At 60.9% G+C, this 14,629-nt stretch carries 16 protein-coding genes; 10 read left to right on the top strand and 6 right to left on the bottom strand.

The features are described from left to right. Positions 1 to 58 precede the first annotated feature (58 nt). Positions 59 to 1,690: a GumC family protein gene (locus ABCW43_RS09780; protein WP_345923660.1), complete on the top strand. Its 1,632-nt coding sequence runs from the start codon at positions 59 to 61 to the stop codon at positions 1,688 to 1,690. A gap of 4 nt (positions 1,691 to 1,694) precedes the next feature. Here ABCW43_RS09780 and ABCW43_RS09775 read toward each other — a convergent pair whose 3' ends face one another. Beyond that, a complete protein-coding gene (locus ABCW43_RS09775) occupies positions 1,695 to 2,792 on the bottom strand; it encodes a glycoside hydrolase family 5 protein (protein WP_345923658.1) in 1,098 nt (365 codons plus the stop codon). A gap of 276 nt (positions 2,793 to 3,068) precedes the next feature. Between ABCW43_RS09775 and ABCW43_RS09770 the strand changes: the two genes are divergently transcribed. Together ABCW43_RS09770 and ABCW43_RS09765 are read left to right on the top strand one after the other, a co-directional pair. After that, a complete protein-coding gene (locus ABCW43_RS09770) occupies positions 3,069 to 4,376 on the top strand; it encodes an O-antigen ligase family protein (RefSeq protein WP_345923656.1) in 1,308 nt (435 codons plus the stop codon). Position 4,377: 1 nt separating this feature from the next. Beyond that, positions 4,378 to 5,175, top strand: a complete 798-nt coding sequence (locus ABCW43_RS09765; protein WP_345923654.1) for a WecB/TagA/CpsF family glycosyltransferase — start codon at positions 4,378 to 4,380, stop codon at positions 5,173 to 5,175. Here ABCW43_RS09765 and ABCW43_RS09760 read toward each other — a convergent pair. Both ABCW43_RS09760 and ABCW43_RS09755 read right to left on the bottom strand, forming a co-directional pair. Continuing rightward, complete coding sequence (locus ABCW43_RS09760; protein ID WP_345923651.1) at positions 5,172 to 5,945, bottom strand: polysaccharide deacetylase family protein; 774 nt, start codon at positions 5,943 to 5,945, stop codon at positions 5,172 to 5,174. The two genes, ABCW43_RS09765 and ABCW43_RS09760, sit on opposite strands and share 4 nt — an antisense overlap. A 49-nt stretch (positions 5,946 to 5,994) precedes the next feature. Continuing rightward, the gene (locus ABCW43_RS09755) at positions 5,995 to 7,182 is read right to left on the bottom strand and encodes a glycosyltransferase (protein WP_345923649.1); all 1,188 of its coding nucleotides are present in this window, start codon (positions 7,180 to 7,182) and stop codon (positions 5,995 to 5,997) included. Between the two features lie 134 nt (positions 7,183 to 7,316). On the opposite strand from ABCW43_RS09755, the gene ABCW43_RS09750 reads away from it, so the two are divergent. Continuing rightward, positions 7,317 to 8,741: a lipopolysaccharide biosynthesis protein gene (locus ABCW43_RS09750; RefSeq protein WP_345923647.1), complete on the top strand. Its 1,425-nt coding sequence runs from the start codon at positions 7,317 to 7,319 to the stop codon at positions 8,739 to 8,741. On the opposite strand, the gene ABCW43_RS09745 is transcribed toward ABCW43_RS09750, so the two are convergent. Continuing rightward, positions 8,738 to 9,754, bottom strand: a complete 1,017-nt coding sequence (locus ABCW43_RS09745; RefSeq protein WP_345923645.1) for a glycosyltransferase family 4 protein — start codon at positions 9,752 to 9,754, stop codon at positions 8,738 to 8,740. The two genes, ABCW43_RS09750 and ABCW43_RS09745, sit on opposite strands and share 4 nt — an antisense overlap. Before the next feature lie 244 nt (positions 9,755 to 9,998). Between ABCW43_RS09745 and ABCW43_RS09740 the strand changes: the two genes are divergently transcribed. After that, entirely contained in the window at positions 9,999 to 10,214 is a 216-nt protein-coding gene (locus ABCW43_RS09740) for a hypothetical protein (protein ID WP_345923643.1), read from the top strand. Positions 10,215 to 10,402: 188 nt separating this feature from the next. After that, complete coding sequence (locus tag ABCW43_RS09735; protein WP_345923641.1) at positions 10,403 to 10,618, top strand: hypothetical protein; 216 nt, start codon at positions 10,403 to 10,405, stop codon at positions 10,616 to 10,618. Positions 10,619 to 10,672: 54 nt separating this feature from the next. Here the strand turns inward: ABCW43_RS09735 and ABCW43_RS09730 are convergent, their stop codons facing one another. After that, on the bottom strand, positions 10,673 to 11,185 hold the full coding sequence (locus ABCW43_RS09730) for a ferritin-like domain-containing protein (RefSeq protein WP_345923639.1): 513 nt from the start codon (positions 11,183 to 11,185) through the stop codon (positions 10,673 to 10,675). 169 nt (positions 11,186 to 11,354) lie between these two features. Here ABCW43_RS09730 and ABCW43_RS09725 point away from each other — a divergent pair, with 169 nt between their 5' ends. From ABCW43_RS09725 to ABCW43_RS09710, 4 genes are all read left to right on the top strand, one after another. Further along, a complete protein-coding gene (locus ABCW43_RS09725) occupies positions 11,355 to 11,561 on the top strand; it encodes a hypothetical protein (RefSeq protein WP_345923637.1) in 207 nt (68 codons plus the stop codon). Positions 11,562 to 11,628: 67 nt separating this feature from the next. Continuing rightward, positions 11,629 to 11,808, top strand: a complete 180-nt coding sequence (locus tag ABCW43_RS09720; RefSeq protein WP_345925399.1) for a hypothetical protein — start codon at positions 11,629 to 11,631, stop codon at positions 11,806 to 11,808. A 35-nt stretch (positions 11,809 to 11,843) separates the two neighbouring features. Further along, entirely contained in the window at positions 11,844 to 12,047 is a 204-nt protein-coding gene (locus tag ABCW43_RS09715) for a hypothetical protein (RefSeq protein ID WP_345923635.1), read from the top strand. A gap of 94 nt (positions 12,048 to 12,141) precedes the next feature. Next, entirely contained in the window at positions 12,142 to 13,647 is a 1,506-nt protein-coding gene (locus ABCW43_RS09710; RefSeq protein WP_345923633.1) for a phospholipase D-like domain-containing protein, read from the top strand. Here the strand turns inward: ABCW43_RS09710 and ABCW43_RS09705 are convergent. Next, positions 13,627 to 14,568, bottom strand: a complete 942-nt coding sequence (locus ABCW43_RS09705; RefSeq protein ID WP_345923631.1) for a putative bifunctional lysylphosphatidylglycerol flippase/synthetase — start codon at positions 14,566 to 14,568, stop codon at positions 13,627 to 13,629. The two genes, ABCW43_RS09710 and ABCW43_RS09705, sit on opposite strands and share 21 nt — an antisense overlap. Positions 14,569 to 14,629: the final 61 nt, after the last annotated feature.

The following is a 14,629-nucleotide window of genomic DNA, read 5'->3' as shown; positions in this document are numbered from 1 at the left end:
CGCCGGAGTGTGTCCAATTGTAGGTTCTTTCGCTGTGGCGAACGGGCGGAGGTAGTCCATGTACGAGCCGAAGGAGCCCCATACTCGGCGGTCGGCATCGGCCCGGGCGTCGCGTCACCGCAGCGAATACCAGAGCTCCCTCCTGGACCATCCTATCCTGGAAGAAGAACCGCCCTCGCCGCGCAATCGGCCTCGTCCTTCTTCGGTACCTGACTATCGGACCCGTTCGGACTATCATCGTGATCCGCCCGCCCACGAACGGGAAGATGACGACCGGATGCGATATGAGGACATTCCGTTTGAAAAACGGATCGAGGCGCAGCTTCACAGCCTGACGGATATCCATTTCACCGATATCATCCGCTGGCTGCGCAAGGGCTTTCTGCGGATCATCGCCGCAGCGATCCTCGGCGCCGTGCTCGCGCTGCTCTACGCCGCCATCGCTTCGCCGCGCTATACCGTCAGTACGGAGATCATCATCGATCCCTCCAACCTGAACCTCGTTTCCGACGACGTTTTCTCCGCCAACCCGCAGCGCGATTCCCAGCTTCTGGAAGTCGAGAGCAAGTTGCGGGTCCTGACGTCGCGTAACGTGCTGACCAAGGTCATCAACGATCTCAACCTCACCGAAGACCCGGAGTTCAACCGTCCCGGAAGGCTCGACGGGTTGCGTCGCCTCTTCTCGTCGCCGACCGCACCCGAGAACAAGCAGTTGAGCGTCCTGCGCCAACTCGAAAAACAGATTACCGCCACCCGCGACGACGGCTCGTTCGTCGTCGTCCTTTCGGTCTGGACGGGAGACGCCGAGAAGTCGATCAAGCTGTCGAACGCCGTCGTCTCCGCCTTCGAAGGCGAATTGTTCAAATCCTCGTCGGATAGCGCCGGCCAGCTCGCGATCGGCCTCAACAGCCGGCTCGACGAACTGCGCCGTTCGGTGACGGAAGCAGAGGAAAAGGTCGAACAGTTCAAGCGTAAGAACGGTCTGCAATCGACCGCCGGCGAGCTCACCAGTACCCGCATTTCCGGCGCGCTCGACACCCAGGTCCTCGACGCCCAGCAGCGACTGATCCAGGCCGACACCCGCTACAAGCAGCTGCAGTCGGCCTATGCCGACAGGCGGGTTGCGAATTCGGCGGTGTTCGATTCTGCCAGCATGGTGACCCTGCGCGCCAGCTACAGCGCGCTGCAGCAGCAGATCAGCTCGATGACGCTGGTCTACGGCAACCGCCACCCGCGCCTGGTCGCTCTGCAGTCGGAACTGGCATCCGTCGACCGCGCGATCTCCGAGGAAGCCGCCCGTCTTCTCCAGTCCGCCAAGACTGATGTCGATCAGGCAAACAGCGCCCTTCAGGAACTGCGCCGCAAGTCCGACGCCTCGCGCTCGACCGTGTTTACCGAAAACGACGCGCAGGTGCGCCTGCGCGAACTGGAGCGGGATGCTCGGTCCAAGGCAGCCGTTTACGAAACCTACCTGTCGCGGACGCACCAGATCAGCGAGCGCCAGCAGATCGACACCAGCAATGTCCGGGTAATCTCGCCGCCGATGCCGCCGCAATCGAAGAGCTGGCCCCCAAGTTCGGTGCTGCTGCTGATCGGCGGAGCTTTCGCCGGCGCGATTTTCGGCGTGCTGATGGCACTTACACTCGGCCTGTTCGGCCATATGCGCGAGGCCGGGCGCGAGTTCGCCTGAACTTCTACTTTTTTGGAACCAGCGCCTCGTGCAGTTCCGGCAGCCATGACTTGGTGGTCGGATCCCAGGGGCCGAATTCGTGCGACGCGAAATCCCAATAGGCCCAGCTCATCCCGCGTTTCTCGATCTCTTCCCGCATGATCCGCGTATAGGTCACCCGGTCGGGATAATAGGCGAGCGAATTGGAGCCGAATTCCCCGACGAAGATCGGCCGGTCGTTCTTTTTCCCCCATTCGACCGCCATGTCGAGCGGCGTCCTGATCTCCTCGATCTGCGCGTTCTCGCAGCAGGATGTTCCGAGCCAGGGCCGGGATCCTTCGATCCAGCTTGCGCCCTGCATCGTGAATTTGAACGGTGCATAATTGTGTATGGTAACGATCAGGCGGCGGTCGTCGGCGGGGATCGCCAGCTTCCCGAGCCCCCAGGCCGTGCTCCATTCCGCCGGATCGACAATCAGGAAGCGGTAGGGATTTGTCTTGCGGATCACAGCAAGCGCCTGAGCGAGCAGATCGTTCCAGACCTCCTCCGTCTTGCCGTGCGGTTCGTTGTAGATCTCGAACAGCGCCCGGTCGTTGGGCAGGCTCTGGTATCGCCGCGCCAGCTGTTCCCAGATTGCCAGGAACCGCTCGCGGCTCTTCTCCAAACCGATCGCGACCTCCTCCGCCTCCAGGGGATCGCCATCCATCTCATGATAATGGTGGAAATCGACGATGATGTTGAGGCCATGCGACAGCGCGTTATTGACCGCAAAATCGACGCGCTTCATGAAAGCCTCGTCGAGCTTATAGGGCGCCGAGACTGCCGCATGGCTGCTGAAACGAACCGGCAGCCGGATGGTCTGGAACCCGCCTTGCCTGACTGCCGTAAACAGCTCTGTGGAAAGCCGCCCTCCCCAGGCTCCCTCGCTCGGCGCCTCCAGCGTTCCGCCGAAATTGACCCCTCGCCCCAGCGCCTTGCTCTGCTCGGCCGCCGTCAACCCGGCGATTTCAGGCGCGCGGGCCTCCGAAAACGGCTTCAGCACGAAGTTCTGCGCCTGCGCACCGGCAATCCCGAGTGCCATCAGCACCAGAGATCCGGCAAGCCGACAAAATAGTCCCAGCATTCGAAATCTCCACGGGCGCCTGCAAACCTCCCAAGGAGTGCAGGATGAGCGCAAGTTCTGGTTCGACACCGTCAAGGTCAAGCAAACCGGCTAAATTTATGCAGTTATGATGAACGGCCGGAAATCTCTCGCGCTCGCGCTATCGCGATAACGGCCTCGCAGCCAGGCTTTGGCCCCTCGACGAAGTTCGCGGCGGTGGCCGCCGGATATGGATGCTGGCGAGATTCGGCGGTTTCTGTTACGATTCGCGCGCGAAGAGAACGCGGCGGCGGGTGGATGGCGAGAGACACGGACGAAGTTGCGTCTTCTGGAAATTTTGGCGCAAGGCTGCTGTTCTGTTGTGTCGGGTGCTTCTACTGGATCACCCTGACGCCTTTCGTCGACACAAGCCTCAATCCTGCCCTGGCAAAGCCTGCTCTCTGGAGCCAGCTGCTCGCCTATGTGCTGTTCCTGATCGTGCTCATCTATTCCATGACCCCGAGGGTGCGGAGCGTCATCTTCCAGCCCCGCCTGCTGCTTGCACTCGTATTCGGCTGGCTGTTTCTGACCGCGGCACTTTCGGTCGATCCGCTCGGCGCCGTCAGGCGCGTGCTGATTGCCCTGACCGTCTGCATCAGCGCCAGTGCATTTCTGATGCTGCCGAAGGGCGAGAGCCAGTTTGCAAGGCTTGCCGGCGGTGGCGTGATGCTGATCGTCGGCCTTTGTTATTTTGGCGTGCTCTTTCTCCCGAGGCTTGCCGTCCATCAACTGACCGACTTTCTCGAGCCGCAGCATGCGGGGCTCTGGAAGGGAATCTACGTCCAGAAGAACGAGACCGGCGTCGTCATGGCGCTCTCCTGCTTCGTCGGCATCTATCTGATGTCGGCATGGTCCCGGATCATCGGATTGCTGGTCATTGCAGCGAGCTGCCTGTTCCTGCTGAGGACCGGCGCCAAGACCTCCACCGCGATGCTGCCCGGCATCTTCGTCCTCAGTATTTTCTTCGAGCGCTGGCGCTGGATCCGCGTTCCGGTCGTCTTCGGCGGGGTCGGCCTGCTCAACCTGGCGACCGTCGGCGTATCGACGATCGCGCCGCTGAGGGAGATTGTCGCGGCAACCGGGATCGATACCACCTATACGGCCCGCGCCGACATCTGGCGTCTGGCACTCGATGCTATTGCACAGAGCCCGATCACCGGTTATGGCTTCGGCTCTTTCTGGGGCGCGGAGAGCCTCGTCAACAGCGACATGCGCACCCTGAACTGGGCCGTGCGCGCGGTGGATGCCCACAATGCCTATGTCGATGCCGCCATGAACGCCGGCATACCGGGATTGATATTGATGGTGATATGGGTCTTGGCTACTCCCCTTAAAAATCTGGCGGCAATCGACGCCGCAAAAAACTTCACGCCGCTCACGAGGCTTTTCTTGAGGATCTGGCTTTTCTCGATCTTCCTGGCCTGCCTGGAAAGCATCTTCCTTGCCCGGTCGGGGCCGATCTGGTTCACGATGATGGTTGCCATGTTCGGCCTGGGTTACCAGGCCCGCTACCGCATCATAGCCTCGAGGAAGGCCGAGCCCGCCTATGGACCAGCATACGCCTGAAATGCCCGAGCAAGCACCCGTAAAACAGCGGCAGCGGACGTCCGCCTTCGGTATCGAGTTCTCCACCTGGGACGCCGGCAGGATCGTCGATACGATCGTCTCCGAACCGGTGCCGCCCGGAGAAGGTCTGCGGCTGCTGGTGACCGCCAATCTCGATCACATCGTGCAGCTGAACAGGAATCCCGCCTTCAAGGCCGCTTATGACAAAGCCTGGCTGACCACGGTCGACGGGGCCCCCGTCCTCCTCTATGCGCGGCTGCGCGGGCTTGCCGTTCCCGGCCGCATCACCGGTGCCGACCTCTTTCCTGAGATCATCGAGCGCCTCAAGCCGGGCATTCACCGGCCCATGCTTTTATGCTCGAGCGAAACCACAGCGGCAATCCTCGATGAAAAACTGCGCGCGCTCGGCTTTTCCGAACACGTCATCGTCACGGCGCCGCCGGCTTTCGAGCGCAACGAAGTGTTTGGCCGGGAACTGGTGTCCAGGCTTCGGGAAAACCGGGTGACCCATATTTTCTTCGGCATCGGCGCCCCGAAGTCCGAAATCTGGATGGACAAGCACCGCGCCGACCTTCCCGATTGCTACGGCTTTGGTTTCGGCGCCGGGCTGGATTTTTATGCCGGCGTCAAATCGCGCGCTCCGGTCTTCCTGCGGAAAGCCGGGCTGGAATTCCTCTGGCGCGTCGCGACCGAACCGCGCCGCCTGGCGCGGCGATATTTCGTCACGTCCTGGGCATTCTGCTGGGCCGTCTACAAGGACCTGAAGGCCGACCGCCCGGACACGGACAAGACCCGTTAGGCGACGCCGATCCGCTTCAGCGTATCGATCACCGTCTCGACCTTGATGCCGCGCCGGCGCACCTTGTCGACCACGTGCGAGAAGAAAGCCGGCGAACAGCCGATATTCGTCGGGTCCTCGCGCACGTCGTGGGTATAGAAGATCAGCCAGCCGCAGCGCCGCTCGACATCGTCCAGCATCCTGTCGATCGAGGCGGAATCGTTGCTGCAGTCGTAGAGTTCCTGCGCCTTGAGATGAGCAAGGTCGATGAGGCCGGAATTGGTGCCAACCTTGATGCCGCGCAGGCCCGGATAGTGATGCATCAACGCAAGCTTGGACGGAACCGAGATCATCCCGAACGGATAAGCGAAGGAAACCGGCTTTGCGGAGCCGACGATCCGGGCGATTTCCTCGTCGTTTCGTCTGACATCGGCCATCAGATCCCGACGGGGTGTTTTCTGGACGTTGATATGGCCATGGGTATGGCCGCCGATCTCGTGTCCCCTGTCCGAAAGTGCCGCAACCATCTTCTCATCGACGATCAGCTGGCCGTTTTCGACGCGCTGCATCAGGCCGCTCGCCAGATAAAACGTGCCGAGCATGCCGGCATCCTCAAGAGCGGGCGCCGCATTCTCGAAAACCGAGACAGGAAAGTCATCGAAGGTGAAAGCAACGACGGGCGCATCCAGCTTCAACAGGTGCGGGCGAAAATATACGTGCCGCCCGATCTTGCGGGATACTCCCGCCAGTATCTCGGAACCGGACATTTCCCAGAGTTTCGGCTTTTTCATCTACCCCCATCCATTGCAGTCGGACCTCCCAGAGCTTGAGAACATAATGTCAAATACTTACAGTTGTCTCAATCTCCGGCGCTGCGGAAACGGCACTTCCTGCTATTCCTGCGGCCTGAAGAAGGTGGATGAATCTTTCGGCCGATTTCTCGACGCTGAATTCCGCGGCCCGGGCCTGGAGAACGGCGCTTTCGGGTGGCTGTTCGAGCGTCATCGCCATGGCCTGCGCAAGCGCGGTCGCGTCGCCCACGGGAACCAGCCGTCCAAGCCTGCCGCCTTGCAGGATCTCGCGCGGCCCGTAAGGCGCATCCGTCGCGACCACGGGCACGCCGCAGGCCAGGGCCTCGATCAGCGCGTTCCCCAGCCCCTCGTGCGAGGAGGACGATACGAAAAGCGAAGCCTGCGACACGATCGACAACGGGTCTGGATTATGTCCCGGCAAGCTGACGTCCTGCGATAGATTTAGGGCGCCGACCAAAGCCTCCAGGTTGCCGCGCTCATCACCTTCCCCGACAATCGTCAGCCGGGCCGCGCGCGTCCGCCTGAGTTGCGCGAAGGCCTCGATCAGCGTCGCATATCCTTTTTCCGGAGAGAGCCTGCCGACCGAAACAATGAGGTCCGGTTCCGGGGCGCGGCCCAGTTGCTCGATCCTCTGCCGCATCTGCGGTGTCAGCACGGCATTGGTGCCGAGATTGGCGACCTTCGCGGCCGGCACGCCAAAACGGTCGATGAGATCGTTCCGCGCACCGGCCGTCAGCGTCAGGACGAGATCGGCGCGAGGATAGGCAAACCGGATCAGCCTGTAGGCCAGCCGGTTCTGCCAATAGGGATCGCCGGTTCGTGCCTGCAGGGGACTTGCCACCTCCCGCAAGACGATGGACGGACGCGTTTCCTTCGCAAGCCCTCGGGAGGCCAGGACCACCAGAACATTCGCCGCCGCCTCGGAAGACACCAGCGCCCTCGGACGCCCCGTGACCAGCAGCCTTCTCAACGCGGCGGGCGCAAAGGCGAGACGCAATTTGCGGCCATTGCCGAGATCGATGACCGGCACGTCGGCGCGGATCAGATCCCGCAAGGGACCCGAACTCTGAAGCGTAACGATCGCACTCGGAAATCCCTGGCCCTGCAATTCGTTCGCCAACAGGATGGCGTCGCGTTGAGCACCGCCACCATCGAAACCACGCACAAGAAAGCAGATTCGGGCTGCGATCGGATCAACAATCCGAGAGCTATTCATAATCATCACATGCCCTATGATTATTGCGTTTGTTCCTGCTAAGGAAGGATCTACATCACTCCCGGCAACGATCCGGTCTACCCTAGAGGGTTAGCGGTTAATTCTGACCAAATGCATATCATTGGACGACGAAATTGAGCGATAGACATGCCTCGGTGTATTTAGCCTCGCGCGCGACCTCGGCCATCATCAATCTCGTGTCGGTTTCCATCTTCACGCGCATGACCAGCGCCGAAGTGTACGGCCAATATATTGTCGGCTTTTCGATATGCATGATGGTCTACAGCCTGGGCGTCCAGTGGATCGTTTTTGCCCATTTCGGACGATACGACCCGAAGGAAGCCGATCGGCTCGCAGGGGCACTTCTGCTGGTTTCAGGGGTGGTGATGCTGCCGGCGATCGGCTTCATATACCTGTTCTACCTGTTTGGAACATTGCATGCCGATGTCGCGGTCAGCAGCAGCCTGCTGGTGGTTTGCTTCACCTTGTATTTCGTCGCCGTTGAAATCAGCCGCGCCCATCTTCTGGTCCGGCTTGTTGCAATCGCGACCATCGCCCGCGCCGTCTTCTCGCTGTTGTTCGGTTACATCGCCGTCCTCGAATTCGACACGCCCGGCGCATTGCTGGCAGGCGTGGGGCTCGGTTATGCGCTGGGCTCCGTGCCGGTTTTCCGGCATTTCAGCCGCACCATATGGGCGTCCGGCTTCGTCTGGCCCAGGGGCAGCGACGTGCGGCGGATGTGGCGCTACGGCTGGCCGCTTGCCATCGCCTTCGGCGCCTCCGCTGCCGCAATGAACGTCGATCGGCTGCTCTTGGCGGGCCTCTACAATACCAGCACCGTCGCCCCCTACGGGACCGTGCTCGACCTCATGAAGCAGACGTTCCTGGTCTTGGCCGAGGCGATCAGCGCAGGATATATTTCGAGTGCCAAGAACCTCCATACGGAGGGGAAAGGGACCGAAGCCCGACATACTCTCAGGCGCGCCTTCATCACGCATTGCTATATCGTCATTTTTGGCACCGCGTCCTTCATCCTGCTCGGCGACGTCATCTTTGGAATCCTGCTCGCTCCGAGCTATCTGCCGGTCGTCACGCAGATCATGCCGATCCTGCTCGTCGCGAATGCCATTCTCGTCATGCGCGCCCACTATTTCGGCCAGATCATTTATTTCAGCGGGACAACAAACCTGGAACTGGTCGCGTCTGTCGCGATGCTCGCGGTCACCGGAACGCTGAGCTACCTGCTGATCCCTTCATACGCCGCAATAGGCGCCGCCATCGCCTTTACGCTCGGGCAGGCGGCGGCGCTGTTGATCTGCCTGGTCTACGCGTCGGGGAACCTGCGCATGCCCCTCGACCTGCCCCGTGGGGGCCTGCTGCTGGCTCTCGGCATAGCTCTGGTCGCCGTCGGCAAAGGTGTCCAGCTCCTGGCGGAAGAGCCGGCTGCAAGCGCCATCAACTTCGTCCTGATCGGCATCGCCAGCGCCTATATCGCGCTGCGCTGGAACCTGTTCGACGCCCGCTCGCTGCTTCGGCGCTTTTATCCGCGACGCGGTTAGACGCCGCTCTCGGAGTGCAGGAAATTCGTATAGCGCTCCAGCATGAGCTCCCGGCTGTGATGCTCACGATGCAGTCGCGCGAAATCATTGCGAAGCCGCGCGTCCGGATAATTGGCGGCGAGGTTTTTGACCGCGTCGGCAAGTCTGGCCGCATCGCAGAGCGGGTGGAACCGCGTCATGGCCGCGTTCTCATGCTCGTTGCCGATGCAAAGCACTTCCCGCAGAACCGGGAGATCGGATGCGACCACCGGCAGCCCGGCCATCGAAGCCTCCACCCCGGCAAGGCCGAAAGTCTCCCAGATCGACGGGAACACGTAGATGTTGCCGGCCGTCAGGATGTCGCCGAGCGCATCCCGCTCGATCGAGCCGACCAGATGGAAGCGCTCCGTCACACCCAGAGCGCGCGCTTTGTTCTCCAGCGCCTCCCGGTTCGGGCCGTCGCCGGCGATGACAAGGTGCATGCCCGGCAGCATCCCGAGCGCATCCACCAGGACGGCGTGATCCTTCTGATCCACCAGCCTCCCGGTCGCGACCAGCACGAAAGCATCCCGCGGAATGGATAGGCGCTGCCGCCAGTCGACCGCTGCGCGAGCCGGCGGAATGGGATCGACGCCGTGCGGGATCAGAATGAACCGCCGCCGGTAGGCAGCGGGCCATTTGCCGAACGAAGCGCTGGTGGACACGGAATTCGATACGAAATGGGTGAATATCCCGGCCGAACCGAACAGCCAGTCAAGTGCCTTCCAATGCCTGCGAATACCCTCCGGCGCTGCGGTGTGATGGGCGGCGCGCACGGGTACGCGCCCCAGAAGGCCGAAAAAACCGCCGAAGACGGAGGCTGCAGCCTGGTAGGTGAAGATCGCGTCGTATTTTCCCGATAGGATGGTCCAGCCGAGGCGCGCAAGATTGCGAAGAGTGGCGACCGTTCCATGACCGGTGTCGAGAGGCAGCGTCTGCACCTCGAAACCGCGCGCCTGCAAGCCGGCTTCCACCATCTGCACAAGAGTACGCACGCCACCCATCTTGTCATGGGTGACGAGTTGGAGAATCCGCTTCCCCGAAGGAATTAGGGTATCGGCAGCTTTTGGAAAAGCTGAGCTGAATTCGTGCCTCATGACGCGGACCCTAGGGCTGAAATCTTAAAATCTGTGCAGTGAGATCATTCAGATTTCTCCTATTCGATTTTTTGGCGGATCAAAAACTCTCCTGCGCGGTTCTAGCTTTTGGGTGAAAACCAATAACCAGAAGGCAGACATCATGGCCAAAGCCAGTTCAAAACGGATGGGCGCCGGAGCGCAGGGAAAAAACAGCGGAAACGGGGCCATGACACAGATCGACAAGGCGATCCTTCCCGAGAACAAAGTGCTGTCAAACCGCGACAAGGCACAGCATTCGAGGGAACGCGGACTGGATAGCAAAATGGTACAGACCGAACAGTTTCACGATCACGAGGTGAACCATCTTAACGATTGAAAAAGCAATTACATTCACGACTGCTTGAGAAGGAATCTTGAGCATTCCACGTGCTGCACCACCCGGCTTTCCTCCCTTGCAAAGTGGAAGAGAAGTAGTAGTCTTTGTCTATCGCTGGCTGAAGACAGGAGCGTGCCGGCGACTGGAAGACAGCGAGCGCTTTCGCCACCATTAGGGAGGCTGAAAAGATGAATGCGGCAGTCCTGACCACCACCTTCGAACCGACGGAACTTGCATTTCTTCAACGCCTGTTCGACGAGATCTGCGCAGAGCGTGGACTTGCCGGCGGCAGCGTCGCCGCAAACAATCTCGCAGCACAGATCTTTCAGCTTTATCAACAGGGCGTACGCGATCCACGAGATCTGCACATGCATCTCGACCCGGACGCACGCCTGGAAGCCTGACATCCATGCCAGCCGCAGTCGCAGCGGCTGGCCCCCCTCCTCAGCGCTCGCCGCTTATCTCTTGGCCATCAGGTCTCGTTCGTCACGCATCAGGAATACGCGGGTAATGGCGTCGAGATTGGCTTCCAGCCAGTTGGCCATGGCGATCTCTTCGCCAAGAATGCGTTCGAAGACGGCCTTCGCCTCCATTTCATCCAGTTCGTCGGCCGCTGCAATCAGGACCCGGTAGCTGGCGATTTCCATGTGCTCGAAGGCATAGCTTGCCATCGCTCCCTTGACGACCTCGTCGCTGGTCAACATGCCGCCAACGCCCTGGGCCTTGGCCGTCAGTTTGGCAGCCATGTCCTTGATCGCCGACACGCCGCCGGTTGCCGAAAAATGGTCGAGGAGCGTCGTCAGTGCCTGGGCGTGTTCCTCCGTCTCGCGCAGGTGCTGTACGATACGGGTCTTGAGATCGGGATAACTCTCGATCCGCCGGGATTGGGCGGAAAGCGTAGTGATCGCCTGCTCCTCCATGGCATGGGCGGCACGTAGCCACGCGAGGAAATTGTCTCGGGCATGGGTCATTCGCTTCTCCTCGCAAATTGGTTGCCCAAATCAGTTATTTCTGGAACGCAAGACAGCCGGATTCAACCCCTGAAAGCATGCGAAGTTCCTCTTCGCCTCGATGCTGGGAACATTGCCGCCGTTTGCGAATTATCCAGTAGTAAATTCACGAGCCATAAAGGCGAAGATCATGTCACGAGAGATGAGGGCAAATTCCATCATCGGAGGGATCACCATAGTGCTCCTCCTGATGGCCGTCGGTTATTATTTCACCGGCGGGTCGGATGATACGGCGCAGGCACCGGCACCTCCTGCGGCAAGCGATAGGGCGCAGATGCCGGCACCGGCGCCTGCTCCCGGCACGGACCCGACAAGCACCGGCTCCACGAAGCCGTAAGGCCAATTCGCGAGGAACAATCGCCAACCCGGGCGGTTGTGGAATGAGTAACAGGGAGTTTTCCATGATACCCGATCCTCGCGAACCAAGTGAACGGCCGCCCATGCCGGCGCCGACCTGGAAACCGGATCCGCCAATCAACGAACCGGAACCCGACCGGCTTCCGGATGAGGCACCGTTGCCCAATCCCGACGAGAATCCCAATCCGCCGGCCTATCTGCCGCCCGGCAACCTGGCATCCAGGTGAAGAGGGAGCCGCGCGAAAGCGACGGTAAACCGATCATGAACATCCATGGCCGTACACGTGCAGACCACCGGGAAGTGCAGGACAAGAGCAGCCCGAAATCCACGACGAACGGGCTTTGGAAGCTGCTCGGCGCCGCAGCTCTCATCCTCCTCGGGCTCATTGTCGCGATGGAAGCCTTCAGCGATGGCAACAACAATTTCATAACACCCAACCCGGCCCAGCAAACGGTTATCGAATAGCGCCCACCACTTGATCCGGCTCGGCGAGAATACGGCCTTGGAACAAAGGACAAAATCCGCGCGTTCATCTGCGATTTCATGACGAGGTGGCCAGGTGGACGTAAGGACGCAATCGATCCGGACCCGGGATACGGGATTCTCATTCGAACCCATCATCCGGCCTGGCCGCAATGCCTGGCGTAGAGCGAAGGCGGAAAAGCTGGCCTTCCTGATCGATGGCGACGATTATTTTCGCCGGCTCGATCAGGTATTGAGGCAAGCGGAACGTTCGATTTTCATCATCGGCTGGGATTTCAATCCTGACATTGTCCTTCGTCCCCGCGACCCCGACAGTGAAACGCTCGGCGCCCTGCTGCGCAGGATGGTCGAGGAAAAGCCCTCGCTTGAAATCCGCATCCTGGTCTGGGGCATGGGGCCGGTCTATTCCGGCAAGAGCCTCAGGATGTTCGGCAAGATGGATTGGAAAGACCATTCGCGCATCTTTCTGCACTTCGACTTCGACCATCCGCTGCGCGCCAGCCATCATCAGAAAATCGTCGCGATCGACGACCGGACCGCCTTCCTCGGCGGCATCGACCTGACAGCCCGTCGCTGGGACGACCACAGCCATGCGATCGACAACCCGCTGCGCCGGGCTCCGGACGGAACCACCTACGGCCCCGTCCACGACATACAAACGATCGTCACCGGCGATACGGCAAAGCTGATCGGCGATGTCGCGCGCCGTCGATGGAAGAAAGCAACCCGACAGGTTCTTTCGCCGCTCGATGCGCCGGGCGGAAATCCGTGGCCGGCAGATCTGGAACCGGCGCTGACCGACTGCAACACCGGATTGGCGCTCACTGAGGCGTGGAAATGGAAGGGTCATCGCGGCCATCGCGAGGCGATACGGCTGACGCACGACGCGCTGAAGGCCGCCAAACGCCATCTCTATATCGAGACGCAGTATCTCGCCTCCTTCGGTGTGGCGCGCACGCTCGCCAAGCGCCTGAGAAAGGCCGATAGCCCGGAAATCCTCGTGATCGTCACGCGTGAATCCCATGGTTTCCTGGAAAAGCTGATGATGGGCCACAACCGCAACCGGCTGATCCGTCGCCTGAAGCGCGCAGATCGTTATGGGCGGCTGCGGGTTTTCTTTGCCGTTGCCGCGGATGGCAAGGGCGTCGAACAGGAGATCATCGTTCATTCCAAACTGATCATCGTCGACGACCAGTTCGTGCGGGTCGGTTCTTCCAATCTCAACAACCGCTCCGAGGGGCTGGACACCGAGGCGGACCTTGCGATCGAAACTTCCGACCCGGCCGGCAGGCAGGCTATCGCCACGCTCCGCAACGAGCTGATCGCCGAACATCTCGATGCCCAACCGGCGGAAGTTGCGCGGATCATCGCGGAGACCGGGTCCATGCTGGCGGCCGTCGATCGGCTGAACGTCAAGCCGCGCGGCTTGCGGAGCTACGACGTCGATACGGAAAAAGGCGAAACGGCATCTCTTGTCGGCACCGGTATAATCGACCCGAAACAGCCCTTCTGGCCGATCCCGGAAATCAAGGCCGGTCTCAGGCGCCTTCTCGCCCGCCTGTCACATCACCGTCTGCTCTAGGAACTTGCCGCCCCGATGACGATAATAAGCCTCGGTAACGAGAAATGTCGGCACGCCGACCGTGAGCGGCACGAAAAAATAAAGGACGCGGAAGGCAATCAGTGCCCCGATCGAAGCGGATGTCGGAAGGATCCCGAGCATGGTCGCCTCCAGCACGCCGAGCCCGCCCGGCACATGGCTGATCAGAGCGGCTATGTTGGCAGTGACGTAGGCGCTGGCCACATTCAGGTATCCGGCATCGGTAAAGCTCGCCAGAAGCTGCTGGATGGACGCCGTGACACAGGCGAAATTCAGTGTGCCGATGACAATCTGGCCGAGCGCAAGCTTTATCGCCGGCGGCTCGAAACGCCAGTTGCGCACGACAAGAGGACGGCGCACGAAGGTGCAGATCAGCAGATAAGCGGCGGGGCCTGCCAGGCAGAGAAGACCGACGGCGAGCCGTGCGGTGCGGTCGAGACCGAGCAGGTCCGCCGCGTCGCCCGGCTGGAGCAGCAGCGCCAGCCCGGCCAGCGTTCCGAGACCGAGCCCGACGGTCACTCCGCAGAACACGATGACCTTGGCGATATCCTCGCCGGTCAGACCCCAGCGCGTATAGAACCGGTAGCGCACGGCACCGCTGCTGAGCGCGGAAAGCCCGACATTGTGACCGATCGACAGTGCCGTGAAGGACGCAAGCGAGGTCTGGCGCAAAAGAAGCGGCTTGCCGGCATATCGCACGGCAAGCGCATCGAAACCGCCGAGGCAGAGATAGGAGAGAATGACGAACAGGAAGGCGGTTGCCAGCCGGAAACCGGCAATCGATCGGACGGATTCCTCGATCTCGTACATCGTATAGCGACCGAGGCTGCGATAGACGAGGAAGGCTGCAAGGCAGATCGCAGCGCCGATCAGAAACTTGAACAGATGGCGTCTGGCGATCATGGTCCCTCACGTGAATGGCTGTATAAGAACGGGAACGAAACCGGGCCCAAGGTGTTCCCAG

Origin of the sequence: Neorhizobium tunisiense, assembly GCF_039631515.1 — a bacterium.
In the GTDB taxonomy this organism is placed as follows: domain Bacteria; phylum Pseudomonadota; class Alphaproteobacteria; order Rhizobiales; family Rhizobiaceae; genus Neorhizobium.
This window is presented reverse-complemented; position numbering and strand designations above follow the sequence as displayed.

Bases quoted from the DNA above. Each gene is read 5' to 3' on its own strand.
- ABCW43_RS09705 (WP_345923631.1), bottom strand. From the start codon at position 14,568: ATGATCGCCAGACGCCATCTGTTCAAGTTTCTGATCGGCGCTGCGATC.
- ABCW43_RS09760 (WP_345923651.1), bottom strand. From the start codon at position 5,945: ATGAAAAAGCCGAAACTCTGGGAAATGTCCGGTTCCGAGATACTGGCG.
- ABCW43_RS09725 (WP_345923637.1), top strand. From the start codon at position 11,355: ATGTCACGAGAGATGAGGGCAAATTCCATCATCGGAGGGATCACCATA.
- ABCW43_RS09735 (WP_345923641.1), top strand. From the start codon at position 10,403: ATGAATGCGGCAGTCCTGACCACCACCTTCGAACCGACGGAACTTGCA.
- ABCW43_RS09780 (WP_345923660.1), top strand. From the start codon at position 59: ATGTACGAGCCGAAGGAGCCCCATACTCGGCGGTCGGCATCGGCCCGG.
- ABCW43_RS09755 (WP_345923649.1), bottom strand. From the start codon at position 7,182: ATGAATAGCTCTCGGATTGTTGATCCGATCGCAGCCCGAATCTGCTTT.
- ABCW43_RS09730 (WP_345923639.1), bottom strand. From the start codon at position 11,185: ATGACCCATGCCCGAGACAATTTCCTCGCGTGGCTACGTGCCGCCCAT.
- ABCW43_RS09765 (WP_345923654.1), top strand. From the start codon at position 4,378: ATGCCCGAGCAAGCACCCGTAAAACAGCGGCAGCGGACGTCCGCCTTC.
- ABCW43_RS09715 (WP_345923635.1), top strand. From the start codon at position 11,844: ATGAACATCCATGGCCGTACACGTGCAGACCACCGGGAAGTGCAGGAC.
- ABCW43_RS09775 (WP_345923658.1), bottom strand. From the start codon at position 2,792: ATGCTGGGACTATTTTGTCGGCTTGCCGGATCTCTGGTGCTGATGGCA.
- ABCW43_RS09740 (WP_345923643.1), top strand. From the start codon at position 9,999: ATGGCCAAAGCCAGTTCAAAACGGATGGGCGCCGGAGCGCAGGGAAAA.
- ABCW43_RS09770 (WP_345923656.1), top strand. From the start codon at position 3,069: ATGGCGAGAGACACGGACGAAGTTGCGTCTTCTGGAAATTTTGGCGCA.